This window comes from Bradyrhizobium sp. LVM 105, from assembly GCF_003957705.1.
Taxonomy (GTDB): Bacteria; Pseudomonadota; Alphaproteobacteria; order Rhizobiales; family Xanthobacteraceae; genus Bradyrhizobium; species Bradyrhizobium frederickii.
The window spans coordinates 371,497-396,865 of sequence record NZ_QZMV01000003.1 but is presented as its reverse complement, the minus strand read 5'-3'; the positions used below and the strand labels follow the sequence as shown (position 1 = coordinate 396,865).

21 protein-coding genes are annotated in these 25,369 nt (G+C 64.8%); 15 read left to right on the top strand and 6 right to left on the bottom strand.

The window, feature by feature from the left end; genetic code table 11:
* Window positions 1–86 precede the first annotated feature (86 nt).
* Complete coding sequence (locus D6B98_RS11455; protein WP_164718531.1) at window positions 87–641, top strand: ActR/PrrA/RegA family redox response regulator transcription factor; 555 nt, start codon at window positions 87–89, stop codon at window positions 639–641.
* Between the two features lie 112 nt (window positions 642–753).
* Here D6B98_RS11455 and D6B98_RS11450 read toward each other — a convergent pair whose 3' ends face one another.
* Window positions 754–1,245 (bottom strand): MmcB family DNA repair protein, encoded by a 492-nt coding sequence (locus D6B98_RS11450; RefSeq protein ID WP_126257291.1) that lies wholly within the window; start codon window positions 1,243–1,245, stop codon window positions 754–756.
* A 268-nt stretch (window positions 1,246–1,513) separates the two neighbouring features.
* Between D6B98_RS11450 and D6B98_RS11445 the strand changes: the two genes are divergently transcribed.
* Complete coding sequence (locus D6B98_RS11445; protein ID WP_126257089.1) at window positions 1,514–3,214, top strand: alpha-amylase family protein; 1,701 nt, start codon at window positions 1,514–1,516, stop codon at window positions 3,212–3,214.
* Window positions 3,215–3,281: 67 nt separating this feature from the next.
* On the opposite strand, the gene D6B98_RS11440 is transcribed toward D6B98_RS11445, so the two are convergent.
* A complete protein-coding gene (locus D6B98_RS11440; protein ID WP_126257088.1) occupies window positions 3,282–4,880 on the bottom strand; it encodes an alpha-amylase family glycosyl hydrolase in 1,599 nt (532 codons plus the stop codon).
* A 161-nt stretch (window positions 4,881–5,041) separates the two neighbouring features.
* Between D6B98_RS11440 and D6B98_RS11435 the strand changes: the two genes are divergently transcribed.
* On the top strand, window positions 5,042–5,710 hold the full coding sequence (locus D6B98_RS11435) for an MBL fold metallo-hydrolase (protein WP_126257087.1): 669 nt from the start codon (window positions 5,042–5,044) through the stop codon (window positions 5,708–5,710).
* Window positions 5,711–5,714: 4 nt separating this feature from the next.
* Here D6B98_RS11435 and D6B98_RS11430 read toward each other — a convergent pair whose 3' ends face one another.
* Window positions 5,715–6,083 carry a winged helix-turn-helix transcriptional regulator gene (locus tag D6B98_RS11430; protein ID WP_126257086.1) on the bottom strand — a complete coding sequence of 123 codons (369 nt, stop codon included), beginning with the start codon at window positions 6,081–6,083 and terminating at the stop codon, window positions 5,715–5,717.
* A 139-nt stretch (window positions 6,084–6,222) separates the two neighbouring features.
* On the opposite strand from D6B98_RS11430, the gene D6B98_RS11425 reads away from it, so the two are divergent.
* Window positions 6,223–6,525 carry a hypothetical protein gene (locus D6B98_RS11425; protein ID WP_126257085.1) on the top strand — a complete coding sequence of 101 codons (303 nt, stop codon included), beginning with the start codon at window positions 6,223–6,225 and terminating at the stop codon, window positions 6,523–6,525.
* A 42-nt stretch (window positions 6,526–6,567) separates the two neighbouring features.
* Here the strand turns inward: D6B98_RS11425 and D6B98_RS11420 are convergent, their stop codons facing one another.
* Together D6B98_RS11420 and D6B98_RS11415 are read right to left on the bottom strand one after the other, a co-directional pair.
* Complete coding sequence (locus D6B98_RS11420) at window positions 6,568–7,737, bottom strand: extracellular catalytic domain type 1 short-chain-length polyhydroxyalkanoate depolymerase (RefSeq protein ID WP_126257084.1); 1,170 nt, start codon at window positions 7,735–7,737, stop codon at window positions 6,568–6,570.
* Between the two features lie 145 nt (window positions 7,738–7,882).
* Complete coding sequence (locus D6B98_RS11415; RefSeq protein WP_126257083.1) at window positions 7,883–9,289, bottom strand: MFS transporter; 1,407 nt, start codon at window positions 9,287–9,289, stop codon at window positions 7,883–7,885.
* A 245-nt stretch (window positions 9,290–9,534) separates the two neighbouring features.
* Between D6B98_RS11415 and D6B98_RS11410 the strand changes: the two genes are divergently transcribed.
* Window positions 9,535–10,770 (top strand): LLM class flavin-dependent oxidoreductase, encoded by a 1,236-nt coding sequence (locus D6B98_RS11410; protein WP_126257082.1) that lies wholly within the window; start codon window positions 9,535–9,537, stop codon window positions 10,768–10,770.
* A gap of 94 nt (window positions 10,771–10,864) precedes the next feature.
* Complete coding sequence (locus D6B98_RS11405; RefSeq protein ID WP_126257081.1) at window positions 10,865–12,241, top strand: cytochrome P450; 1,377 nt, start codon at window positions 10,865–10,867, stop codon at window positions 12,239–12,241.
* Window positions 12,242–12,395: 154 nt separating this feature from the next.
* Here D6B98_RS11405 and D6B98_RS11400 read toward each other — a convergent pair whose 3' ends face one another.
* Window positions 12,396–13,235 carry an SDR family NAD(P)-dependent oxidoreductase gene (locus tag D6B98_RS11400; protein WP_126257080.1) on the bottom strand — a complete coding sequence of 280 codons (840 nt, stop codon included), beginning with the start codon at window positions 13,233–13,235 and terminating at the stop codon, window positions 12,396–12,398.
* A gap of 179 nt (window positions 13,236–13,414) precedes the next feature.
* Between D6B98_RS11400 and D6B98_RS11395 the strand changes: the two genes are divergently transcribed.
* From D6B98_RS11395 to D6B98_RS11355, 9 genes are all read left to right on the top strand, one after another.
* Window positions 13,415–14,380 (top strand): sensor histidine kinase, encoded by a 966-nt coding sequence (locus D6B98_RS11395; RefSeq protein ID WP_126257079.1) that lies wholly within the window; start codon window positions 13,415–13,417, stop codon window positions 14,378–14,380.
* 222 nt (window positions 14,381–14,602) lie between these two features.
* Entirely contained in the window at window positions 14,603–16,339 is a 1,737-nt protein-coding gene (locus D6B98_RS11390; protein ID WP_164718529.1) for a putative bifunctional diguanylate cyclase/phosphodiesterase, read from the top strand.
* A 257-nt stretch (window positions 16,340–16,596) separates the two neighbouring features.
* A complete protein-coding gene (locus tag D6B98_RS11385; protein WP_126257077.1) occupies window positions 16,597–18,036 on the top strand; it encodes a sigma-54 interaction domain-containing protein in 1,440 nt (479 codons plus the stop codon).
* A gap of 239 nt (window positions 18,037–18,275) precedes the next feature.
* Complete coding sequence (locus D6B98_RS11380; RefSeq protein ID WP_126257076.1) at window positions 18,276–20,312, top strand: acyl CoA:acetate/3-ketoacid CoA transferase; 2,037 nt, start codon at window positions 18,276–18,278, stop codon at window positions 20,310–20,312.
* A gap of 105 nt (window positions 20,313–20,417) precedes the next feature.
* The gene (locus D6B98_RS11375; protein ID WP_126257075.1) at window positions 20,418–21,602 is read left to right on the top strand and encodes a substrate-binding domain-containing protein; all 1,185 of its coding nucleotides are present in this window, start codon (window positions 20,418–20,420) and stop codon (window positions 21,600–21,602) included.
* A gap of 181 nt (window positions 21,603–21,783) precedes the next feature.
* Window positions 21,784–22,560: an ABC transporter ATP-binding protein gene (locus D6B98_RS11370; protein WP_126257074.1), complete on the top strand. Its 777-nt coding sequence runs from the start codon at window positions 21,784–21,786 to the stop codon at window positions 22,558–22,560.
* Window positions 22,557–23,279 carry an ABC transporter ATP-binding protein gene (locus D6B98_RS11365; RefSeq protein ID WP_126257073.1) on the top strand — a complete coding sequence of 241 codons (723 nt, stop codon included), beginning with the start codon at window positions 22,557–22,559 and terminating at the stop codon, window positions 23,277–23,279. Before D6B98_RS11370 ends, D6B98_RS11365 begins: the two co-directional genes overlap by 4 nt.
* Window positions 23,276–24,286, top strand: a complete 1,011-nt coding sequence (locus D6B98_RS11360; protein WP_126257072.1) for a branched-chain amino acid ABC transporter permease — start codon at window positions 23,276–23,278, stop codon at window positions 24,284–24,286. The genes D6B98_RS11365 and D6B98_RS11360 overlap by 4 nt, the downstream gene beginning before the upstream one ends.
* On the top strand, window positions 24,283–25,368 hold the full coding sequence (locus D6B98_RS11355; RefSeq protein ID WP_205680477.1) for a branched-chain amino acid ABC transporter permease: 1,086 nt from the start codon (window positions 24,283–24,285) through the stop codon (window positions 25,366–25,368). The genes D6B98_RS11360 and D6B98_RS11355 overlap by 4 nt, the downstream gene beginning before the upstream one ends.
* Window position 25,369 lies beyond the last annotated feature (1 nt).

Below are 25,369 nucleotides of genomic sequence, written 5' to 3'. Positions count from 1 at the left end.
CACAACGGGGCCGATCGACTATCGGCGGCCTTGGCACCGTCCGATAGCAAGGCCATATGTCAACGCGCTGGAGAGAGGACCAAACCTTGAACGCCATCGCCGAATTGAACGAACAGGCCGACCGCTCGCTGCTCATCGTGGAGGACGACAAGCCGTTCCTGGAGCGCCTGTCGCGCGCCATGGAAACGCGCGGCTTTACGGTGACCTCCTGCGATACCGTCTCGGACGGACTTGCGCAGATCGGCAAGGCCGCGCCCGCATTCGCCGTCGTGGACCTGCGGCTGGGCGACGGCAACGGCCTCGACGTGGTCTCGGCGCTGAAGAAGAAGCGTCCGGATGCGCGCGCGATCGTGTTGACCGGCTACGGCAACATCGCCACCGCCGTTACCGCGGTGAAGATGGGCGCGGTCGATTATCTCTCCAAGCCCGCGGATGCCGACGACGTGGTCGCGGCGCTGCTGTCGACCAACGCAGAGAAATCCGAGCTGCCGGCCAACCCGATGTCGGCGGACCGCGTGCGCTGGGAGCACATCCAGCGCATCTATGAGATGTGCAACCGTAACGTCTCTGAAACGGCGCGCCGGCTCAACATGCACCGCCGCACCCTGCAGCGCATCTTGGCCAAGCGCGCGCCAAGGTAACGGTGTCGTAGGGTGGGCAAAGGCGCAAAGCGCCGTGCCCACGATCTGTCAGGGTTGGATGGAGATCGCGGGCACGCTTCGCTTTGCCCACCATACGGCAGCTCGACTGCTGCTACTCCCAAAATTCCGCGTGGCCTTGCGGATCGACCAGCCGGTTGATCCGCAGCGCTGCGGCCATTGCAAACCGCACCGTCATCTGCTTGCGCGTGGCGGCAGCGAGCTTGTGCTCGGGCGCTTCGCAATGCAGGTACGCGCCATAGGCGTCGGCGACGATCAGGCCGGTGTCTTGCGGAAAGATCTCGCACGGCAGGTCCTGCGTGAAGGCGAAGAACAGCCGGTCGCAATGGGCGCGGTATTCGTGCCATTTCTGGTCGGCACGCAGATCGTCCACCGACGATTTGATCTCGACGATCCAGATCTCGCCGCGTTCGTTCAGCGCCACCAGATCAGCGCGCCGGCCCGAGGGCAGCGGCAATTCGCTGATGCAGGAGAAGCCGAGCGAGCGCAAAAGCCGCGAGGTGCCGCGCGCAATCGCGAGCGCCGTGTCGGATTGGCGGCGATCGGGCGGTGGAACGAGGGAGAGGTTGCGGGCGGTGCTGTCCATGACGGGGAGGATAGCCGATTCCGTTCTCTCCGTCATTCCGGGGCGCGCGAAGCGCGAGCCCGGAATCCATAGCCACAGGACGGAGTTGTGGATCGAAGCAGGCCACTGCGAATTTTCGCCAAACTCGATCCTGTGGTTATGGATCCCGGGCTCGCGCCAAAGTGGCGCGCCCCGGGACGACAGCGAGCAAAGAACGCGGAACCTCCCCTTCCCCACGCACTTATCACGCAGCCGCCGGACCTCGGCGGAACCCCGAGGCGGCGCGTGCATGATCGACGATCTCTGGTACAAGAACGGCGTGATCTACTGCCTGTCGGTCGGCTCCTATATGGATGCCAACGGCGACGGCATCGGCGATTTCAAGGGCCTGCTCCGCCGGCTCGACTATCTGCACGGGCTCGGCATCACCACGATCTGGCTAATGCCGTTCCAGAGCTCGCCGGGCCGCGACGACGGTTACGACATCGCCGATTATTACAGCGTCGATCCCCGCTACGGCACGCTCGGCGATTTCGTCGAGTTCACCCATGGCTGCAAGCAGCGCGGCATCCGCATCATCATCGACCTCGTCGTCAACCACACCTCGGACCAGCATCACTGGTTCAAGGAGGCGCGGCGCGACAAGGCCTCGCCCTACCGCGACTGGTATGTGTGGTCCGACACGAAGCCGGCCGGCGCCAACAAGGGCATGGTGTTTCCCGGCGTGCAGAAATCGACCTGGACGCGCGATAAGGAAGCCGGCGCGTACTACTTCCACCGCTTCTACGATTTCCAGCCCGATCTCAACACCTCGAACCCGCATGTGCAGGCCGAGATTCTCAAGATCATGGGCTTCTGGATCCAGCTCGGCGTCTCCGGCTTCCGCATGGACGCGGTGCCCTTCGTGATCGCGACCAAGGGCGCCAAGGTGAAGAAGCCGCTCGAGCAATACGACATGCTGCGCGCGTTCCGCGAATTCCTGCAATGGCGGCAGGGCGACGCCATCATCCTCGCCGAGGCCAACGTGCTGCCGAAGACGGACATGGAATATTTCGGCCACGACGCTGACCGCATGCACATGATGTTCAACTTCCACGTCAACCAGCACCTGTTCTATGCGCTGGCTTCAGCCGATTCGCGGCCCTTGGCGAAGGCGCTGAAGGCGACCAAGCCGCGGCCGGCCACCGCGCAATGGGGCCTGTTCCTTCGCAATCACGACGAGCTCGATCTGGGACGCCTGACCAAGGTGCAGCGCGACACAGTGTTCAAGGCATTCGGTCCCGGCAAGGACATGCAGCTCTACGACCGCGGCATCCGCCGCCGTCTCGCGCCGATGCTGGGCGGCGACCGCCGGCGGCTCGAGCTCGCCTACAGCCTGATGTGCACGCTGCCGGGAACGCCCGTGATCCGCTATGGCGACGAGATCGCGATGGGCGATGATCTCTCGCTGCCCGAGCGCAATTGCGCGCGCACGCCGATGCAATGGTCGACCGAGCCGCAGGGCGGCTTCACCAAGAGCGACAGGCCGGCCTGCCCTGTCATCGACAAGGGGCCGTACGGCTATCCGCATGTCAACGTCGCCAAACAGCGGCGCGATCCGAATTCCATGTTGAACTGGACCGAGCGCATCATCCGCATGCGGAAAGAGGTGCCGGAGGTCGGCTGGGGCGATTTCGCCATCATCCCGACGCGCGATCCCGCCGTGTTCATCATGCGCTACGACTGGCGCAACAACTCGGTGCTGTTCGTGCATAATCTCGACGAGAAACCGCGCGAGATCGCGTTCTCGGCGGGGCTGCCCGGCGAGACCGGCGCGCATCTGATCAATCTGCTCGCCGAGGACCACAGCCACGCCGACAAACGCGGCCAGCACCGCGTCGTGCTGGAGCCCTATGGCTATCGCTGGTACCGCGTCGGCGGGCTGGGTTATCTGTTGAAGCGGAGCGATATCGACGGCGATAAGGCGCGGGGGAAGAAGCACCCGGGGTGATGGATCGACACCCTCCGCCCTCGTCCCGGACAAGCTCGCCTCGGGGCGCGCAGATCCGGGACGACGACTAGGGTGGAGCGACGATGACGCCCTCATTGCCACGCAAATCCAGCACGCCTTCGATCTGCTCGCCCTCACGATCCAGGAAAGTCGACAGCAATATCCTGCTGCCGAAGCGGACTGCGCTGGTCGTCACGGTGACCGGGGCCGCACCGAGATTGAGCGCCACGATCACCGCCTTGCCCTCGGCCTGCCGCCGATAGACCAGGAGATCGCCTTGCGCGGCGATCGGATCATAATCGCCCGCGACCAGCGGCGGGCAGTTCTGCCGCAAGCCGATCAGGCGCTTGTAGAGATTGAGGATCGAGCGCGCATCGGCGTCGAGATTGGCGACATTGTCATGCACATAGTGCTCGGGCAGAGGCAGCCATGGCCGCACCGCGGAGAAGCCGGCAAACTCGGACGCGTCCCATTGCATCGGCGTACGGCAGCCGTCGCGGCCGACACCGATGCCGGGCACGTTCTTCTCGAAGGGATCGCGGACATCCTCCGGCGCGATGGCCACCTGGTGCATGCCGATCTCGTCGCCGTAATAGAGCGTCGGTGTGCCGCGCAGCGTCAGCAGCAACATCGCGGCGACGCGCGCCTGCTCCGTGCCGACACGGCTCGCAACGCGCGGACGATCGTGATTGCCGAGCACCCAGTTCGGCCAGGCGCCGCGCGGCAGGGCCTTCTCGTAATCCTCGATGATCTTCTCGATCGAGCGCGCGCTCCAGAAGGTCGAGAGCAGCGCGAAATTGAACGGCATCTGCGCGCCGGTGAGGTCGTTGCCGTAATAGGCCATGAGCCGGTGCAGCGGAAGATAGATCTCGCCGATCAAGACGCGCGCGCGATACGCATCGATGACCCGACGCATTTCGGCGATGACGTCGTGCACCTCCGGCTGGTCGGTGGAATATTGCGTCAGGATCTTCTCGTTCGGCGGCCGGCCCTCGACGTAATGCGGGTTCGGCGGATTGTCGCGGAATTCGGCGTCCTTGACGAGGTGCCAGATCACGTCGACGCGGAAGCCGTCGACGCCCTTCTCCAGCCAGAACCGCATCACGTCGTAGATGGCGTTGCGGACATCCGGATTGCGCCAGTTCAGATCCGGCTGCTGGGCGAGGAAGGCGTGGTAGTAATATTGGCCCGTGGTCTCGTCGAACTGCCACGCGCTGCCGCCGAACTCGGACAGCCAATTGTTCGGCACGCCGCCGTCAGGCGCGGGATCGCGCCAGATGTACCAATCGCGCTTGGGATTGTCGCGCGAGGCGCGGCTCTCGACGAACCAGGGATGCTGGTCCGAGGTGTGGTTCGGCACGAGATCGAGGATCAGCTTCAGGCCGCTGTCATGGACCGCTGCGATCAGCGCATCGAAATCGGCCATCGTGCCGAACAGCGGCTCGATGCCGGTATAGTCCGAGATGTCGTAGCCGAAATCGGCCATGGGCGACGGGAAGATCGGCGACAGCCAGATCGCGTCGACACCGAGCGATTTCACATAAGGCAGCCGCCGCAAGATGCCGGCGAGATCGCCGACGCCGTCACCGTTCGAATCCTGAAACGAGCGCGGGTAGATCTGATAGAAGATGCCGTCGCGCCACCAATTCTCGTTGTCGTGAGCCATGCCGGAAGACCACCCAAAATCCGCCTCTCGCGCGGGAGAACGCGACAACACCGCCCGGGTTCAAATTGGCAGGCCAATTGGGACGGCCGTGTGACTATTGTTCCGGGGTCCGGTACGAATCTTTTGCTTGGCGGCCTGACAAAAATCGGCATTGTGGCGCCATGACCGAGCAAAATGACACCAAAGCCAAGGCCGGCGCGATCATCGTCCCCGTGACGCTGTTCGAGCAGAACTGCACCATCATCTGGGACGAGCCATCCAAGAAGGCCGTGGTGATCGATCCCGGCGGGGACGTGCCGACGATTCTGGACGCGATCAAGCAGACCGGCGTCACCGTGGAGAAAATCTGGCTGACCCACGGCCATATCGACCATGTCGGCGGCGCAGCCGATTTGCGCGACGCGCTGAAGGTGCCGATCGATGGGCCGCATGAAGCGGACAAATTCCTGCTCGACAACGTGGTCGAAAGCGGCGCGCGCTTCGGCATGACCGGCGTGCGCAACTTCGCGCCCGACCGCTGGCTCAACGAGGGCGACACCGTGTCGATCGGCGATCTCAAGTTCGACATCTTCCACTGCCCCGGCCACTCGCCGGGCAGCGTGGTGTTCTTCAACAAGGAGCTGCGCTTTGCCCATGTCGGCGACGTTCTGTTCGCGGGCTCGGTCGGACGCACCGATTTGCCCGGCGGCAGTCATGCGACCCTGATCAATTCGATCAAGACAAAGCTGCTGCCGCTCGGCGACGACGTCGGCTTCATCTGCGGCCATGGCGCCGGCTCAAGCATCGGCCAGGAGCGCATGACCAATCCGTTCATCACCGGAGAGATGTGAGATTCTATTCGGCGGCGTCCGCCAGCGCCGCCGGCTCACCAAGGTTGCGCTCGCCCCACTCACGGATTGCCGCGACGACGGGCACGAAGCTCTTGCCTTTGCGGGTGAGGCGATACTCGACCTTCGGCGGCACCTCACCGAAGTCCTTGCGGGCGATCAGGCCGCTCGCCGTGAGCGCCTTCAGTTCGCGGCTGAGCACGCGCGGCGTGATCTCCGCGCTGCCGTTGGCACCGCGCAGAAGGCCGCTGCGGATCTCGCCATAGCGGCGCGGGCCGTCCTTCAGATCCCAGACGATGCGCAGCTTGTACTTGCCGCTGATCATCTTCTGAAAGGCCGCAACCGGACAGCTGCGCGCCGGGTTCGCCTTTGCCATGTCGTCAGCTCCACGCGCAATCAGCTTGCGGCAGGATAGGAGCAACGACGAAAAAGTCCATACTATCAATTTTGTCCATACTTGCGGCAGCGCCTACAAGGCGCAGATGATGACGCACATGTCGAACAAGGAGCTTCACATGAAGCACTTCATGATCAAATACGAATTCAAGGACGGCGCCACAGAGGCCTGGCACCAGGAGATCGGCCGCTTCATCAAGGCGATCGACAGCGATCCGGAGCTGAAAGGGCGGATCGGCTATCGCGTCCTGAAGCATCGCGACGACGGCAACTACTTCCATCTCGCCAGCGTCGCCGACGAGGATGCGCAGAAAACGCTGCAATCGCGCGACTTCTTCAAGGCCTATTCGGCGATGACACGACAGGTCTCCGGCGGCGAGGTGACGGCAACGCCGATCGAGATGATCGACGCAACGGCGTAGCCACAAACACGGCTGTCGTCCCTGCGAACGCCGACAGCGCGGCTACTTCATCAATCCCGCTGCCGTCAGCGCGCGCGTGATGATCTGGCCGAGATCGAAGCTACGGGCCTCTTCGCGCTTCGGCTCGGCCGGCTGCTCGGCGATCGCAGCGCGGATCGAGCGGGCGAGATGCGGCGCGGGCGAGAGCGCGGGCTTGGCCAAAGGCCTGGCGTCCGCCTTGGCAGCGTCCGCGATCCAGGCGGTGAGGCCGAAGAACTTGGCGATGTGGTAGGACGAGGAAATGCCGGCCTCGATCAGGAACGCGCCTTCGACGCCATAGCGCTGGTCGTTGTCCGCGAGGCCCAGCGGGGTGCCGTGCGCCATGTCGGCGATGGCGTAGGATTCAACCAGCGTCTCGCCGTCCTTGCCCCACCAGGTCTGGCGCGGATGACCATCGACGATGGTCTCCGCCATCGGCGCGTCCGGCAAATCGTGCAGATCGAGCCATTGCTTGACGATCTCGTTGGCATTGCCGGGATTGACGGTGCGGTCGGCACTGCCGTGCCACACCGAGATTTTCGGCCAGGGACCGCGATGAGCGGAAGCGTTGCGCACGAGATCGCCGAGCTCGCGCGCCGGACGAGGCGGGGAATGAAACATGCCGTCGAGCGCCTCGCGCAGGTTCGAGGCGATGCCATAGGGCAGTCCCGCAATGACCGCGCCGGCCGCGAAGACCTCCGGGTAGGTCGCGAGCATCACCGACGTCATGCCACCACCGGCGGACAGGCCGGTGATGAAGACGCGCGCGGGATCGATGCGATGTGCCCCGACCATGTGCGCGACCATCTCGCGGATCGAATGCGCCTCGCCGCTGCCTCGCGCCGTGTCTTCGGGGTTGAACCAGTTGAAGCAGGTATTGCCGTTGTTGATGCGCTGCTGCTCGGGCATCAGAAGTGCAAAGCCATAGTGCTGGGCCAGCGTCGACCAGCCGGCGCCGAGATCGTAAGCCGCCGCGGTCTGCCCGCAGCCATGCAGCACGACGACCAGCGCGCGCGGCTTCTGCAACCGCGCCGGCACGAAGGCGAACATGCGCAAGCCACCGGGATTGCCGCCGAAGCCGGTGACCTCCTGCAACGGACTTGACGCATCCGCCCCGCGCCCAGGCTCGGTGAAGCGCAGACCGTCCAGCCTCGGCAGACGTCTCAACAGATCAATATTTTTGGCGAGCGACACGGCAACTTCCTGGTGGGCGACCTTCAACGTTCAGCCAAACCAGATAGTTGCTGCGTTGCAAAATAAAAAGACCGTGCGCTGTCAATTCAGCGAAATCAGCGGAAATCCTGCGGAAATCGCACGCATTAACCTCATTGGCGCAACTTCATGTCGATGCGCGGCGCAGCCACGTCAGAAATGCGGCACAAATCATGATCAATGTCACAAACAATCCGAGCGAGACCACAAATCCTGCGCGCGCTGATTGCAGAGCCTCGATCGCGAAGAACACCGCGCCGATTGCGGCCACCCCGGCCGCATTTCCGATCTGCGCAATGGTGCCGTAGATACCGGAGGCCGAGCCCGCGGCGACGGGCTTCACGGTCGAGAGCACCACGCCGGAGAGCGGCGCCATCACCAATCCCTGACCGTAGCCAAAGATGATCATGGTGAGAGCGAGCAGGAGCGGCGACGCCGCATCGACATAGCCTGCGACAAGCGCGAGGGCGGCGAGGCCCGCGACCTGGATCGCGCAGCCCTCGATCAGCACCCTGCTGCCGCGATGCTGCGCCCGCGCGCCACTGTGGCGCGACGCCACGACGAAGGCCAAAGCGAGCGGGAGGAAGGCCATGCCGGCCGTGAGCGGCGGGATCTCGAGGCCGCGCTGCATGAACAGCGTCATGACCAGATAGAAGGAGAGGTTCGCAAGGAAGAAGAAGAAGGCAGCGCCAAGCCCGCGCAGGAAGGCGGCGTCGGACAGCAGCGTGAGATCGATCAACGGCATGCCGCCGGCGCGTGCCACCGCATGCTCCAGCTTCAGGAACCCGGCGAGAATGACGCCGCCTAGGGCCATGACGGCCCACAGCCAGAGGCTCCAGCCGACATCGTGACCGAACAGCAGCGGGCCGATCAGGCACAGCAGCCCTGCGAACAGGACCACGCTGCCTTTGATATCGAGCCTTGTCCCCGAGCGCCGCGGCGCCGACGGCATGATGCGCCAGGCGGCTGCTGCAATGGCGAGGCCGCCTGGCACGTTGACGAAGAACACCGACCGCCAGCCGGTGCCGGCAAGATCAACCGTGAGCAAGAGCCCGCCGAGCAGGAAGCCGGCCGCGCCGGCCAGCCCGAGCACGATGCCGTAGACGGCGAAGGCGCGGCCGCGCGATTCATCCGTGAACAACAGATGCAATGTCGCCAACACCTGAGGCACCATCAGCGCCGCGGTCGCGCCTTGCGCCAGCCGAGCAATGATCAGTTCCAAGCCGGATTGGGCGAGGCCGCACCACAGCGACGTGAGGGTGAAGCCGAGCACGCCGGCGAGAAATACGTTTTTGGTGCCATGGATGTCGCCGAGCCGGCCGCCGGTGACGACCAGCGTGGCATAGGCGATCAGATAGATCGCGATCACGGATTCGATCTGGGCCGGCGTCGCCTGCAGCTCGACTGCGATGGTGGGAACGGCGACGTTCACGATGAAGGCATCGACGCCGAACATGAACTGGGCGGCCACGACGATCGCCAAGACCCACCAGCGGCTGGTCGAGTCGATTGGCTTTGTGACGATCTGATGCATCGGTGCGGATCCCTGGACTGTCGCCTCATGATTTCAGCCCGCATGGAAAGCCGCGATTACCTCGCAGGTAAGGTTCATGTGCTCTTCGGCTCTGCCCGCAAGCGGGGAGAGGAAAAGAAGCATGCCGGTTCGCTTAACCGCATGCCTGCATTCCGCCGTGCGGGACACCGCGCGATTGCGTTTGCTTCCTCCTGCACGTAGCCTTGCCGCCTCAACAAACAGAAAATCAAAGCCGGAGAAACGTCATGGCGCGCCTGAAGTTCGGAGCCTTTCTTGCCCCGCATCACCCGATCGGGGAGCATCCGATGCTCCAGTTCCGGCGCGACCTCGACCTGGTCGAGCAGCTCGACGCGCTCGGTTATGACGAGTTCTGGTGCGGCGAGCATCATTCATCCGGCTGGGAGATGATCGCCTCGCCCGAGATGTTCCTGGCCGCGGCCGGCGAGCGCACCAAGCGGATCAAGCTCGGCACCGGCGTGGTATCGCTGCCGTATCATCATCCCTACAACGTCGCCCAGCGCATGGTGCAGCTCGACCATATGACCGGCGGCCGCGCCATCTTCGGCTCCGGCCCCGGCGCCCTCGCCTCCGACGCCCATACGCTCGGCATCGACCCGATGACGCAGCGCGACCGCCAGGACGAAGCCATCGGCATCATCCGCCGGCTGTTCAACGGCGAGCGTGTCACCGCCAAGAGCGACTGGTTCACCATGAACGACGCGGCGCTGCAGATCCTGCCGTTGCAAGAGGAAATGCCGTTCGTGGTGGCCTCGCAGATCTCGCCCTCGGGCATGACACTGGCCGGCAAATACGGCATCGGCATCATCTCGCTGGGATCGATGACGACGCAGGGGCTGATGTCGCTGCAGCAGCAATGGCAGTTCGCGGAGGACGCGGCGAAAAAGCACGGCACCAAGGTCGACCGTGCCGACTGGCGCGTGCTCCTGACCTTCCACATCGCCGAGACCCGCGAGCAGGCGCGCAAGGAGGCCGGCGCCGGGCTGATGCGTTGGCACAACGAATATAATGTCGGCACGCTGCAGCGGCCGGGTCTCACCGCGTTCTCCTCGCCCGACGAGGCCGTGGACAAGACCGCTTTCGTCGAGGGCGCGGCCTCCACCATCGGCACGCCCGACGATCTCGTCAAAACCATCAAGAACGTGATGCAGGTCTCCGGCGGCGTGGGCGCCATCATCGGTTTCGTGCACGACTGGGCCAACCCGGAAAATACGCGCCGGAGCTGGGACATGGTTGCGCGCTACGTCGTGCCGGAGATCAACGGCTATATCGACGGCCTGCGCAGGTCGCAAAAATTCGTGATCGAGAACCGCGCGATCTTCGAGCGCGCGGGCCAGGCGGTGATGGCCAAGATCATGGAGAACGAGAAGGCAGCCGAGGCGCTCAAGGTGACCGGCCCGGGCCGTGTCGCCATCCCCGCCGTCAACGCCCCGGATCTGCAGAAGGAGGCGGCGAAGCGGTAGGTCGCACGGCACTCGTCGTCCCGGGGCGCGCCGCAGCTCACCGTGCCCGGATCGTGCTATATTCGCGGAGCTTGGCTCAACGGGAGCAATCGTCATGTCGATGCAGAATGTGGCCGCAACGGCGCCCGACTACACCGCGCCCAAACGCAACGCCCTGACCCACATTCCCGGCGATGAAGGCTGGCCGATCATCGGCAAGACCCTCCAGGTGCTGGCAGATCCCAAGGGCCATGTCGAGGCGAACGGCGCCAAATACGGCCCGGTCTACCGCACCCACATTTTCGGCGAGACTAATGTGGTGCTGCTCGGGCCTGAGGCCAACGAGCTCGTGATGTTCGACCAGCAGAAGCTGTTCTCCTCGACCCACGGCTGGAACAAGGTGCTCGGCCTGTTGTTTCCGCGCGGATTGATGCTGCTCGATTTCGACGAGCACCGGCTGCACCGCAAGACGCTGTCGGTTGCCTTCAAGTCCGGCCCGATGAAATCCTACCTCGCCGATCTCGACCGCGGCATCGCCGCCCGGGTCGCGCGGTGGAAGGCCAAACCCGGCGAGATGCAGCTCTATCCGGCGATGAAGCAGCTCACGCTCGATCTCGCCGCGGCCTCGTTCCTCGGCGCCGACCTCGGACCGGAGGTCGACGAGATCAACCGCGCCTTCGTCGACATGGTCGCGGCCGCCGTCGCCCCGATCCGCCGCCCCCTGCCCGGCACGCAGATGGCGCGGGGGGTAAAGGGGCGTAAGCGCATCGTCGCCTATTTCCGCGAGCAGATTCCGCTGCGACGCGGCAATCACGGCGGCGACGATCTGTTCTCGCAGCTCTGCCGCGCCACCCACGAGGACGGCGCGCTGCTGTCAGAGCAGGACATCATCGACCATATGAGCTTCTTGATGATGGCGGCGCATGACACGCTGACCTCGTCGCTGACTTCCTTCGTCGGCGAGCTCGCCGCCAACCCGGACTGGCAGGACAGGCTGCGCGCGGAAGTTCTCGCGCTCGGGCTCGCGCCGGGCGCGCCCAGCAGTTTCGACGACCTCGAGAAGATGCCGCTGGCGGAGATGGCGTTCAAGGAAGCACTGCGGATCAAGCCGCCGGTGCCCTCGATGCCGCGCCGCGCGATGCGCGATTTCACCTTCAAGGGTTTTACGATTCCCGCCGGCACCGCGGTCGGCGTCAACCCGCTCTATACGCACCACATGAAGGAGATCTGGCCGGAGCCGGACCGCTTCGATCCCCTGCGTTTCACCGAGGAAGCCCAGCGCGGCCGCCACCGCTTCGCATGGGTCCCGTTCGGCGGCGGCGCGCATATGTGCCTCGGCCTGCACTTCGCCTACATGCAGGCAAAATGCTTCGCGCGGCACTTTCTGCAGAACATCGAAGTGTCGCTGGAACAGGGCTACAAGCCGGACTGGCAGATGTGGCCGATCCCGAAGCCCCGGGACGGCTTGCGGGTGCGGGTGAAGGCGATTTAGCGTCCACTCTCGTGTCCCGGACGGCGCGAGCCAGGGCACGAGGTCTCGTAGGGTGGGCAAAGGCGCGGAGCGCCGTGCCCACGTTTCGTCGCGATAAGAATTCGTGGGCACGCTTCGCTTTGCCCACCCTACGGCACCGCCGGTGGAGCGGCCTCTACGCCCCCTGGTCGAATGCCTTGCGCAAGGCCACATAGCCCTGCTGCTGCTGGCTCCAGTTGCGGCCGCCGGTCATGGCGCCGTCGACGACGAGATCGTGGCCGTTGATGAAGCTGGATTCGTCGCTCGCCAGAAACACCGCGGCCTGGGCGATGTCGTCGGGCAGGCCGGCACGCGGGATCGGCTGCGCGGTCTTGTAGACCTCGCGCATCACCGCCGGCGTTTTCTCCGCGGCATCGGTCGAAAGCCCGAGCGCCTTGCCGAAGATGCCGGTCGCGATCGCACCAGGCGAGATTGAATTGACGCGCACGTTGGACTCGCCGAGCTCCATCGCCACGCATTTGGTGAGATGGATCACCGCCGCCTTGGCCGCGCTGTAGACCATCGAGGACGAGAAGCCGGCAAGGCGGCCGGCGATGCTGCCATTGTTGATGATGCTGCCGCTCCCCTGCTTCTTCATCGCGGGCGCGGCGTGCTTCATGCCGAGCATGACACTGCGCACCAGCGTCGCCATTGCCGCATCGAAGCGCTCGACCTCGAGGCCCTCGATGCCGCCGGTCTGCGCCGGGCCGCCCGCATTGTTGAACAGGCAGTCGATCCGGCCGAACTTGTCGACGGCGAGCGCGATCAGGGCCTGCATCTGCGCTTCGACCGTCACGTCGGTCTGGCGAAAGATGCAATTGGCTCCGAGCTGCTTCGCCAGCGCGTCGCCTTCCGGGACACGCCGGCCTGCGATCACAATTTTGGCACCTTCGGCAACGAAGACTTCCGCAGTGCGCAATCCGATCCCGCTCGTCGCTCCCGTAATCACCGCAACCTTGCCGTCCAGCCTGCCCATGGAATGTTCCTGTTTTCAAACGATTTGATGCCAAATGGCGAAACCTGGCCGCTGCCATGGCCGGGGCCGCCAGTATTCCTGCCCGCTTCCGCCGAGGCAAGCTATGCTTGTGCGCACGGCATGCGTAGCATCCTGATGGGTCGCGCGCTTTTCGAATGCCTGTCGCAACTGGGCCGCGCATGGGGAAGCTGATCGACGAGTTCCGCAATGGCTGGCAGGGCACGGCGCCACCCTCGCTCGGTCTCAGCATCTCCTTTGCGGTTCTCTGCCTGTTGGCCGCGACCCTGGTCCGTTGGGGACTCGCCCATGTGCGCCCCGACGTCTACTTCACGCCGTACTTCCCGGCCGTGTTCTTTGCCGCCGCATTCGGAGGCTTCCGGATCGGGATCGTCACCGCGCTGGTCGGCGGCGTGCTGGGCGTCGTCGTGAATTTCGGCGATGCCTTTGCCGATCGCGCGCGGTTTGCCCTGCTCGCGCTCTATTGGGCGGTCTGCGCGCTCACCATCTGGGGCGTCGAGCACTATCGCACCATGCTGGCGGAGCAGCGCCGGATCGCCAAGCGCCTGATCGAGGAAGAAGAGTATCGCAAGCTGCTGGTCGACGAGCTCCAGCACCGGTTGAAGAACAAGCTGTCGACGGTTCACGCCGTGCTGCACCAGGTGCTGCATGACCAGCCGCAGGTCTGGGCCCGGGTCGATCCGCGGCTGCGCTCGCTGGCCGCGACCGACGATCTGATCTCGCGGATCGACAAGGCCGGCTGCGACATCCGCGATCTCCTGATCTCGGAGCTCGGGCCTTACGGCCATGTCCGCTTCACCCTCAATGGCGAGCGGCTGTTCCTGCCGCCGAGGCTCGCGGTCACGCTGTCGTTGATGTTTCACGAGCTCGCCACCAACGCCGGCAAGTATGGTGCGTTCTCCGCACCGCGCGGTCTGTTGCAGGTGTCGTGGACCGTCAGCGATGACCGCCTGACCATCACCTGGGACGAGACCGAGGGGCCGAGCGTGGACAAGGTCTCCGAGCCCGGCTTCGGCACCAAGCTGCTGAAATCGGCCCTGTCGGCCTTCGATGGCAGGACCGAGATCTCCTACCTGAAGACCGGACTGCATTGCATCATGCAGTGCCGAATTCCGCGAGGCGAGTAGCAGCGCGCGCCAAGCGAAAGCGCATCCGCGCCCTTCGCCCGTGCTTTCGCACGCGCTGTTGACGCTCTGTTAATGACGATCGTCAGCGCACCTCGCAACGTCGCAAGTTTCCGCCAAAACAGCCCCGTATTTCTCCGGACCCCTTAACCAAACTTAAGAGGGAACCGCGCAAGATCGCGTCCATTGCAAAAGCGCGCTGAAACAACAAGATTCATGACGTCTATGAACGACAACGTATATTCCGGCGCGACTGAAGCCGAGCTCAGTTTTCTCAAGGAAATCGTTAGAATGCTGCCGGCCGGCCTGACCGTGCAGGATGCGCATGGCGAGCTGCTGCTGGTCAACGACGCCGCGGCCGCGCAGCTCGGCATCGACGGCAGCCGCCCTTCACCGGATCTGGCACCACGCCGCGAGGCCTGTCGCCGCGCCCTGCGCGCCGGCCAGGCCGTGGTCATGGAGGAAGCGCTGCACGGCGGCGCGGCACGCCAGGTGCTGCTCACGACCCATCGTCCCGTTCGCCTCGCCGGACGCGAGCTCCTCATCTCGGCGTCCTCCGACATTACCGAGCAGAAGAATTTCGAGGACCAGCTGTTCCGCTCAGCCTATTTCGACGAGCTGACCGGATTGCCCTCGCGGCGCGTGATCGAACATCGCGCCACCAGCCTGCTTGCGGAGAACAGCGGCGGCGGGCGTTTCGCGCTGGCCTTCCTCGACGTCGACAATTTCAAGCACATCAACGACTATTACGGCCACGCCGTCGGCGATGCGCTGCTGGTCGAGCTGTCGAAGCGGCTCGGGCGCGACTTGCGCGATTCCGACATGCTGTCGCGCATTTCCGGCGACGAATTCCTGCTGCTGCTGTCGCCGATCCAGAGCGTGGAGGAGGTGGCCGAATTCATACAATCGACGCTGGAGCGGCTGACGGCGCCGTTCTTCATCGACAATTCGGAAATCTTCGCCTCCACCTCCGTCGGCGTCAGCCTCTATCCCGATCACGGAGGCAGCTTCGAGGCGCTGCGCCAGAACGCCGACATCGCGATGTACCGCGTCAAGAACGACGGCAAGGGATCGGCGGCCTTCTTCGACTCCAGCATGGAGCGGGAGGCACTGGCGCGGATGAAGATCGAGCAATCGCTGCGACTGGCCATCCTGGAGAAGCGGTTCTGCTGCGCTTTCCAGTCCAAGGTCGACATCCGCACCCAGGCCGTGAAGGGCATCGAGGCCCTGGTGCGCCTGCGCGACGACGAAGGGGTGATCCAGGCGCCCGGCTCGTTCATCGATCTCGCCGGCGAGCTCGGCCTGATCGACGAGCTGACCCACCTCGTGCTCGCCGAGATCGTCAGGTCGATCGACGCGATCAACGCGACGTTCGGGGCCGAAGCGACCATCAGCATCAACGTCGCCGCCAAGCAGGCCGGCAACCCCGAGTTCATGCGCAGCTTTGCGCGGGCGCTGGAGGAGACCGGCTTCCCGCAGCGCTTCATGATTGAGGTGACGGAAGACGCCTTTGTCGCCAAGAATCATTTCCAGGCCGAGATCCTGCCGATGTTCCGCAAGCTCGGCGTCGGCATCTCGATCGACGATTTCGGCACCGGCTATTCCTCGCTCTCGGCGCTGGCCGATATCACCGCGGACGAGATCAAGATCGACCGCTCCTTCATCACCGACATTCACAAGCGGCCGCGTAGCCAGGGCATCCTGCGCGCGATCGAATCCTTGAGCGAAGCACTCGGCATGACCGTGATCGCCGAAGGTCTCGAATCCTTCGAGGAACTCGCCTATCTCCAGGCCGCGACCAAGATCCGTTACGCGCAGGGCTATTATTTCTCGCGGCCGATCTTCCTCGAGGAGCTGAAGCTCGCAACCCCGTTCTCCAGCGAAGCGCGGACCAACGTCGCGAGCCGCCCGCACCAGCAGAACCGCCAGGGCTATTCGCGGGCGAGCGGGTATCGACGGTAGGGCGAAAGCGGCGCAACACACACCGCCGTCGTCCCGGACAAGCGAAGCGCAGATCCGGGACCCATACCCACAGGGAGCCGTGTGACGCGAATCTCCCACTCCGAGTCTTCGCCAAACCTCTTCCTGTGGGTATGGGTCCCGGGTTCGCTTCGCGCCCCGGGACGACGGCAATTGCTGAGCTCGCTGAGGGCCCATTTCCCCCTTTGAAATCGCTGGCCTTTTGCTAATACACAGGCGCACTTCCGCTGGGATATGTCATGTCCGCTTCCGCCTCGATCCGCGACCCTGCCTATCTCCGTGCGCGCGCGATGGAGACGCTGTTCGAACGACTGGAAAAGCTCTGCGAGGGCGCCATCGCGATCGACCGCGGCGGGCGGGTCGTCTACGTCAACGAAAAATATCTGGCAGCGCTCGGCCTCGCGCGCACCAGTGAGGCGATCGGCCGTCCCGTCGAGGAAATCATTCCGAACAGCTTGATGCGCAAGGTGGCCGAGACCGGGGAGCCGATCCTGCTCGACATCATGGAGCTCGGCGGCGAGCAGCTGGTCGTCACGCGCATGCCGATCGAGGACGAGAACGGGACGGTGATCGGCGCGATCGGCTTCGTGCTCTATGACCACCTCGAAAGCCTGAAGCCGCTGCTCGCCCGCGTCGCCCAGCTCGAGAGCGATCTGCGCCTGGCGCGGCGACAATTGTCGAACGCGCGCGCGGCGCGCTTCACCTTCGCCGATTTCGTCGGCACCACGCCGGGAATCGCGCAAGCCAAGGAGCTCGCAAACCGTGCCGCGCGGCAGAGCGTCACCGTGCTGCTCACCGGCGAGACCGGAACGGGAAAGGAGATGCTGGCGCAGGCGATTCACAACGCCTCCTCGCGTGCGGAGAAGCCGTTCGTCAGCGTCAACGTCGCCGCGATCCCGGAAACGTTGATCGAGTCGGAGTTCTTCGGCACCGCGCCGGGCGCCTATACCGGCGCCGATCGCAGGGGGCGCGACGGCAAGTTCCGGGTCGCCGACGGCGGCACGCTGTTCCTCGACGAGATCGGCGAGATGCCGCTGCAATTGCAGGCCAAGCTGTTGCGCGTGCTGCAGGAGCGCGAGATCGAGCCGCTCGGCTCGGACAAGATCTCGAAGGTAGACGTGCGCGTGATCGCCGCGACCAATGTGGATTTGCGCAAGCGCGTCAGCGACGGCGCGTTCCGGCCCGATCTGTATTATCGGCTGAACGTGCTCTCGATCGAACTGCCGCCGCTGCGCCATTGCCTCGACGATCTTCCGGACATCTGCGCCCGGCTGCTCGACGACATCAGCGGATCGGGCGACTACGTCAAGGCGAAGATCACGCCGAGCGCACTCGCCGCGCTCGCGCGCTACGACTGGCCCGGCAACGTCCGCGAGCTTCGCAACATTCTCGAGCGCGCGCTGATTCTCAGCGATTCCGGCCGGCTGACCGGCGAGGACGTCGCGCGCATCCTTCCCATCGGCACCGAGGTCAGGCTTGCGCCGCCCGCACGCCCGGCCGGAGCCGTGGTGCCCTATGCCGAAGCCGAGGCGGAGTTCGAGAAGCACACGCTCGAACAGGCGCTCGCCGCCAGCAACGGCCAGATCACCGAGGCCGCCAGGATGCTGCGGATCTCGCGCGCGACCTTCTACAAGAAGCTCGCTAAATTCGGCCTCGCCTCAGGGCAGCCCTCAGTCTGAGTTTCGAGACACGGACCTGTCCGCAGTCTCGGATTCCTGACACGGTGCCCGGCTACTCTCCGGCTCCCGCCATGCCGGAATTGCCTGGATTCGACAGTCTTTCACAAGCCAAAGCGATCTGGCGCAAACCTTGCTCGTTGCTGCCCGCTCTCGCGGGAGCAAGCTGTTCCACGGCCGTTCCCTACGATAGAATCAACAAAACAATATCGGCATACGGTCGAAGGATCGGGAGGACCACCGTGAGCCATCATCCAGCTCTGCCCTATTTGCGCAATTCCGAGAAAGGCAAGGTGGTCACGGCGGCCGAGGCGGTCATGTTGATCCGCGACGGCGACACGGTGGCGAGCGGTGGCTTCGTCGGCATCGGCTTCGCCGAGGAAATCGCGATCGCGCTGGAGGAACTCTACCTCTCCAACGAGGGCGATGCGCCCTATACGCAGGGCAAGCCGCGCAATCTGACGCTGGTCTATGCGGCGGGCCAGGGCGACGGCAGGCTGCGCGGCCTCAACCATTTCGCACATGAGGGCCTGGTCCGGCGCGTGATCGGGGGACATTGGGGGCTTGTGCCGAAATTGCAGCAGCTCGCGGTCGCGGGCCAGATCGAGGCCTATAACCTGCCGCAGGGCGTCATCACGCATCTGTTCCGCGACATCGCCGCGCACCGGCCCGGCCACATCACCCGCGTCGGCATGGGCACGTTCGTCGACCCCCGGCAGGGCGGCGGCAAGCTGAACGCGCGCACCACCGAGGATCTGGTGGAGCTGATCACGCTGCGCGGCGAGGAGTGTCTGCTCTACAAGACCTTTCCGATCAACGTCGGCATCATCCGCGCCACCACCGGCGATCCCGACGGCAACCTCACCATGGAGAAGGAGGCGCTGACGCTGGAGGCGCTCGCCATTGCCATGGCCGCGCATAATTCCGGCGGCATCGTCATTGCCCAGGTCGAACGGGTGGCGGAGGCCGGCAGCCTCAATCCGCGCCAGGTCAAGATCCCCGGGATCCTGGTCGACTGCGTCGTGGTGGCAAGGCCGGAGAATCACTGGCAGACCTTCGGCACCCAGTACAATCCGGCGTTCTCGAGCGAGATCCGGGTCCGTGCCGCCTCGCTGCCGGTGATGCCGGTCAGCGAGCGCAAGATCATCGCCCGGCGCGCCGCGCTGGAGCTGAAAGCCAACAGCGTCGTCAATCTCGGCATCGGCATGCCCGAGGGCATCGCCTCGGTCGCCAACGAGGAGCGGATCATCGACCTCATCACGCTGACGGCGGAGCCCGGCGTGATCGGCGGCATCCCGGCGAGCGGCATCGATTTCGGCGCGGCGATCAACACCCAGGCCGTGATCGACCAGCCCTATCAGTTCGACTTCTACGACGGCGGCGGCCTGGACGCCGCCTTCCTCGGGCTCGCCCAGGTCGATCGCGCCGGCAACCTCAATGTCAGCAAGTTCGGGCCGAAGCTTGCGGGTGCCGGCGGCTTCATCAACATCAGCCAGAACGCCAAGGAGGTCATCTTCGTCGGCACCTTCGGCGCGGGCAAGCAACGTATTGCGGTGAACGACGGGAAGCTCGTCATTGTCGACGAAGCCAAGTCGCGCAAGTTCGTAGGCAACGTCGAGCATGTCACCTTCAGCGGCCCGTTCGCCGCAGCCCGCAAGCAGCGCACGCTGTATGTCACCGAGCGCTGCGTGTTCGAGCTCAGGCCCGACGGACTCGAGCTTACCGAGGTCGCGCCGGGCATCGACGTCGAGCGCGACATTTTGCGCCTGATGGATTTCAAGCCGCTGATCCCGCGCGACCCCGCGCTGATGGACGAGCGCATCTTCCGCGAGGGCCTGATGGACCTGCGCGAGCGCCTGCTCACCATTCCGCTCGACCAGCGCTTCACGCTGGACGAGCAGCAGAACCTATTCTTCGTCAACCTGGAGCGCTATCCGCTGCGCAGCAGGGCCGAGATCGACACCATCGCTGCGACCGTCGAGGCGAGGCTCGCGCCGCTCGGCCGCCGGGTCTACGCCATCGTCAATTATGACAATTTTTCCATCCTGCCGGAGTTGATGGACGATTATTCGGCCATGGTCCGCAGCCTCGTCGACCGCTTCTATTCCGGGGTGTCGCGCTACACCACGTCCGGCTTCCTGCGCATCAAGCTCGGCGAGGCCCTGGAGAAGCGTGGCGTCGCGCCGCATATTTTCGAAAGCGCGGAAGAAGCGCAGTCCGACTGGCGTCACGTCCAAGGCGCCGGCACCGCGCGCGCCATGCAGCAGGCCCAGAAATGATGCATGCTCGCGAGGCCGATCCGCGTCGCCGGAAGGTTCAATTGCAATGTTCGTAGCGTTGTGCAAATCGCTGTTGCCAGAAACTTTACATCAGGAGGGACCATCGTGCGTCGATCATTCTTCATAACAACAACCATCCTCGCGCTCGCCGCGGGCACCTCCGCGCGAGCCGACGACCTCAAGATCGCGCTGATCCACGGCAAGACCGGTCCGCTCGAGGCCTATGCCAAGCAGACCGAGACCGGCCTGAAGATGGGCTTTGAATACGCCACCAAGGGCACGATGACGCTCGACGGCCGCAAGATCGTCATCATCACCAAGGACGACCAGGGCAAGCCGGACCTTGCGAAGGCCGCGCTCGCCGAAGCCTATCAGGACGACAAGGCCGACATTGCCATCGGCACGACCTCCTCGGCCGCGGCGCTCGCGATTCTCCCCGTCGCCGAGGAGAACAAGAAGATCCTGATCGTTGAGCCCGCCGTCGCGGACCAGATTACCGGCGAGAAGTGGAACCGCTACATCTTCCGCACCGCGCGCAACTCCTCGCAGGACGCGATCTCGAATGCCGTCGCGGTCGGCAAGCAGGGCGTCACCGTCGCAACGCTGGCGCAGGACTACGCGTTTGGCCGCGATGGCGTCGCCGCCTTCAAGGAAGCGCTCGCCAAGACCGGCGCCACCCTCGCCGCCGAAGAATATGCCCCGACCTCGACCACCGACTTCACCGCGGTCGGCCAGCGTCTGTTCGACGCGCTGAAGGACAAGCCGGGCCGCAAGGTGATCTGGGTGATCTGGGCCGGCGCCGGCAATCCGCTGGCCAAGCTCCAGGACATGGACCCGAAGCGCTACGGCATCGAGCTCTCCACCGGCGGCAACATCCTGCCGGCGCTCGCCGCCTATAAGGGCCTGCCCGGCATGGAAGGCGCGACCTACTACTTCTATGACATTCCGAAGAACCCGGTGAACGACTGGTTGGTCGCCGAGCACCAGAAGCGCTTCAACGCGCCGCCGGACTTCTTCACCGCCGGCGGCTTCGCCGCCGCGATGTCCGTCGTCGCCGCCGTCACCAAGGCGAAGTCGACCGACACCGAGAAGCTGATCACGGCGATGGAGGGCCTGGAGTTCGACACGCCGAAGGGCAAGATGGTGTTCCGGAAGGACGACCATCAGGCGCTGCAGAGCATGTATCACTTCAAGGTCAAGGTCGATCCGAACGTCGCCTGGGCCGTGCTCGAGCCGGTGCGCGAGCTGAAGATCGAGGACATGAACGTTCCGGTCAAGAACAAGCGGTAGGGGTGATGCTCACCTCTCCCGCGTGCGGGAGAGGTCGCGCCGAAGGCGCGGGTGAGGGTTTTCTCCTCTTGGGGATTGTCCCATTGCGGAAACACCCTCTCCCCAACCCTCCCCCGCAAGCGGGGGAGGGAGCCCACTGTAATCGTGGATAGATCTTCATCCCATCCGATCGAAATTTCCAATGCCCCTCACCCTCGAAACCCGCGATCTCACCATTCGCTTCGGCGGCCACGTTGCGGTCAACAACGTCTCCTGCACGTTCCGTCCGGGCGAGCTCACCGCGATCGTCGGGCCGAACGGTGCCGGCAAGACCACATATTTCAACCTGATCTCGGGCCAGCTGCGCGCTTCACACGGCAGCATCCTGTTCGACGGCACCGACATCACCCAGCTTTCCGCGCCGCTGCGCACCCGCGCGGGCCTCGGGCGTGCTTTCCAGCTCACCAATCTCTTTCCGAACCTCTCCGTGGAAGAGAACGTGCGCCTGGCGGTGCAGGCGGCAAACGGCACCCATTACGACATGCTGCGGCCCTGGATGGTGCGCCGCGATTTGATCGCGCGTGCCGACGCCATCCTCGACCAGGTCGCGCTCGGCAGCCGCCGCGGCGTCGCCGCGACCGCGCTGTCGCATGGCGACCAGCGCAAGCTCGAGGTCGCGCTGATGATCGCGCTCGAGCCGAAGGTTTTCATGTTCGACGAGCCGACCGCCGGCATGAGCATCGACGAAGTGCCCGTCGTCCTCAACCTGATCGCGCAGCTCAAGCAGGAAAAGAGCAAGATCATCCTCCTGGTCGAGCACAAGATGGACGTAGTGCGCTCGCTCGCCGACCGCATCATCGTGCTGCATAACGGCCAGCTCGTCGCCGACGGGCCGCCGGCCGAGGTGATCGCCTCGCCGATCGTGCAGGAAGCCTATCTCGGCGTCGCGCCCAAGAGCGCTGCAGAGAGTGTCGCATGACCGATTTGCTCAAACTCTCCGGCGTCCACACCCATATTGGCCGCTACCACATCCTCCAGGGCATCGATCTCACCGTCCCGCAAGGACAGGTCACGATGCTGCTCGGCCGCAACGGTGCCGGCAAGACCACCACGCTACGCACCATCATGGGGCTCTGGCAGGCTTCCAGCGGCGAGATCAGCCTCGGTAGCGAGCGCATCGAGAGCCGCGCCACGCCCGACATCGCACGGCTCGGCGTCGGCTACGTGCCGGAGAGCATGGCGGTGTTCTCCGATCTCACGGTGAAGGAGAACCTGGTCCTCGCCGCGCGCGACGGCCCGCTCGACGACAGCCAGCTCGACTGGATCTTCGGCTTCTTCCCGGCGCTGCGCCGGTTCTGGCTGTCGCGCGCGGGGAGTCTCTCGGGCGGACAAAAGCAAATGTTGTCCATCGCCCGCGCCATCATCGAGCCGCGCAAGCTGCTCTTGATCGACGAGCCGACCAAGGGCCTGGCGCCCGCGATCGTGTTGGCGCTGATCGAGTGCCTGAAGGAAATCAAACGCAAGGGCGCGACTATCCTGCTGGTCGAACAGAACTTCTTCGCCGCCCGCGAGCTCGGCGACAACGTGCTGGTGATGGACAACGGCACCATCGTCCATCGCGGCGAGATGGCGGCGCTCGCCGCCGACGTGCCGCTGCAGGAGCGGCTGCTCGGCCTGAGCCTGGAGACACATCAGTGACCGAACTTGCCGCAAATGATCCCCTGCCGAAGCCGAAGCGCGACATCGCGCCCGTCCTGCTGCCGGTCGCACTCGCGCTGCTCGTGATCCCGCTGATCGGCTCGACCTCCTCCTGGCTGACGCTGACGGCGGCGAGCCTCGCGATGGGCATGATGATCTTCATCATGGCCTCCGGGCTGACGCTGGTGTTCGGCCTGATGGACGTGCTCAATTTCGGCCACGGCGCCTTCATCGCCGTCGGCGCCTATGTCGCGACGCTGGTGCTGGCGCCGTTCGCGGCCTCGATTCAGGTCGATTCGCTGTGGATGAACCTCGCGGTGCTGGCACCGGCCGCGCTGCTCTCGATGGCGGTGTCGGGCGCGCTCGGCCTGGTGGTCGAGCGCGTGCTGATCCTGCCCGTCTACGGCCAGCACCTGAAGCAGATCCTGATGACGACCGGCGGCCTCATCGTCGCCGAACAGACGCTCTATGCGCTGTGGGGACCGCAGATCATTCCGATGCCGCTGCCGGCCTCGCTGCGCGGCTCCTTCATCCTCGGCGACGTCGCGATTGCAAAGTACCGCGTGCTGGCGATGCTGATCGGGCTTGCCATCTTCATCGCGATCCAGCTCGTGCTCAATCGCAGCAAGCTCGGCCTTCTAATCCGGGCCGGCGTCGAGAACCGGGAGATGGTCGAGGCGCTCGGCTATCGCATCCGTCGTCTGTTCCTCGGCGTCTTCATGACGGGATCGGCGCTTGCCGGCCTTGGCGGCGTGATGTGGGCGCTCTATCGCGAGCAGGTCCACGCCTCCATGAGCGACGACCTCACCGTGCTGATCTTCATCGTCGTCATCATCGGTGGACTGGGATCGATCGGCGGCTGCTTCATCGGTGCGATCCTGGTCGCCATGGTCGCCAATTACGGCGGCTTCCTGGTGCCGAAACTCGCCCTCGTTTCCAACATCCTGCTGATGGTCGCCATTCTGATGTGGCGGCCGCGCGGCCTCTATGCGGTGACCAGCCGATGATGATCCTCTCCGGCGACCCGCCGCGCAGCCGCGTCCTCACGCTCGTTCTCGTCGTCATCATCCTGGCACTGGCGGCGACGCCGTTCCTGTTTCCGGGCGCCAAGGCGCTGAACGTCGCGGCCAAGATCTGCGTCTTCGCCGCGCTGGTCGCCTCCTACGACCTCCTGCTCGGCTATACCGGCTCGGTGTCGTTCGCCCACACCATGTTCTATGGCATCGGCAGCTACGCCATCGCCATCGCGCTGTATGGGATGGGTCCGAACTGGGCCGCGGTCGCAACCGGCATCGTCGTCGGCCTGCCGCTCGCGGCCCTGCTCGCGCTAGCCATCGGCCTGTTCTCGCTGCGGGTTGCGGCGATCTTCTTTGCCATGATCACGCTCGCGGTCGCCTCCGCGTTCCAGGTGCTGGCCTCGCAATTGTCCTGGCTGACCGGCGGCGAGGACGGGCGCAGCTTCCAGCTGCCTGAGCTGCTGCGCCCCGGCACGGTGCTGATCTCCAAGAGCCTGTTCGGCTTCGAGATCAACGGCCGCATCCTGACCTTCTACCTGGTGTTCGCCGTCTCGGCCCTGATGATCCTCGCCTTGCTCCGCGTCGTGAACTCGCCGTTCGGGCGCGTGCTGCAGGCGATCCGCGAGAACCGCTTTCGTGCCGAGGCGCTCGGCTTCCGCACGGTGTTTCACCTGACCTACGCCAATTGCCTCGCCGCGCTGGTCGCCGCCGGCGCCGGCATCTTGAACGCGCTGTGGCTGCGCTATGCCGGTCCCGATACCTCGCTCAGCTTCTCGATCATGCTGGACATCCTGCTGATGGTCGTGATCGGCGGCATGGGCACGATCTACGGCGCGATCATCGGCGCCAGCATCTTCATCCTCGCCCAGAACTATTTGCAGTCGCTGATGGGCGTCGCCTCCAAGGCGGCCTCGGAAGCCGGCCTGCCGCTGCTGCCCGGGCTACTGCATCCCGACCGCTGGCTGCTGTGGCTCGGGCTATTGTTCATCGCCAGCGTCTACTTCTTCCCGACTGGCGTGGTCGGGCGGCTGCGCAATCCCGCCGGCGGCAAGGGCGCCGGCAGCTCGCATTAAC

Coding starts and splice junctions, on each gene's coding strand:
- D6B98_RS11450 (WP_126257291.1), bottom strand. CDS start 1,245: ATGGACAGCACCGCCCGCAACCTCTCCCTCGTTCCACCGCCCGATCGC.
- D6B98_RS11445 (WP_126257089.1), top strand. CDS start 1,514: ATGATCGACGATCTCTGGTACAAGAACGGCGTGATCTACTGCCTGTCG.
- D6B98_RS11365 (WP_126257073.1), top strand. CDS start 22,557: ATGACCGATTTGCTCAAACTCTCCGGCGTCCACACCCATATTGGCCGC.
- D6B98_RS11395 (WP_126257079.1), top strand. CDS start 13,415: ATGGGGAAGCTGATCGACGAGTTCCGCAATGGCTGGCAGGGCACGGCG.
- D6B98_RS11405 (WP_126257081.1), top strand. CDS start 10,865: ATGTCGATGCAGAATGTGGCCGCAACGGCGCCCGACTACACCGCGCCC.
- D6B98_RS11410 (WP_126257082.1), top strand. CDS start 9,535: ATGGCGCGCCTGAAGTTCGGAGCCTTTCTTGCCCCGCATCACCCGATC.
- D6B98_RS11385 (WP_126257077.1), top strand. CDS start 16,597: ATGTCCGCTTCCGCCTCGATCCGCGACCCTGCCTATCTCCGTGCGCGC.
- D6B98_RS11435 (WP_126257087.1), top strand. CDS start 5,042: ATGACCGAGCAAAATGACACCAAAGCCAAGGCCGGCGCGATCATCGTC.
- D6B98_RS11415 (WP_126257083.1), bottom strand. CDS start 9,289: ATGCATCAGATCGTCACAAAGCCAATCGACTCGACCAGCCGCTGGTGG.
- D6B98_RS11425 (WP_126257085.1), top strand. CDS start 6,223: ATGAAGCACTTCATGATCAAATACGAATTCAAGGACGGCGCCACAGAG.
- D6B98_RS11390 (WP_164718529.1), top strand. CDS start 14,603: ATGAACGACAACGTATATTCCGGCGCGACTGAAGCCGAGCTCAGTTTT.
- D6B98_RS11370 (WP_126257074.1), top strand. CDS start 21,784: ATGCCCCTCACCCTCGAAACCCGCGATCTCACCATTCGCTTCGGCGGC.
- D6B98_RS11355 (WP_205680477.1), top strand. CDS start 24,283: ATGATGATCCTCTCCGGCGACCCGCCGCGCAGCCGCGTCCTCACGCTC.
- D6B98_RS11430 (WP_126257086.1), bottom strand. CDS start 6,083: ATGGCAAAGGCGAACCCGGCGCGCAGCTGTCCGGTTGCGGCCTTTCAG.
- D6B98_RS11400 (WP_126257080.1), bottom strand. CDS start 13,235: ATGGGCAGGCTGGACGGCAAGGTTGCGGTGATTACGGGAGCGACGAGC.
- D6B98_RS11440 (WP_126257088.1), bottom strand. CDS start 4,880: ATGGCTCACGACAACGAGAATTGGTGGCGCGACGGCATCTTCTATCAG.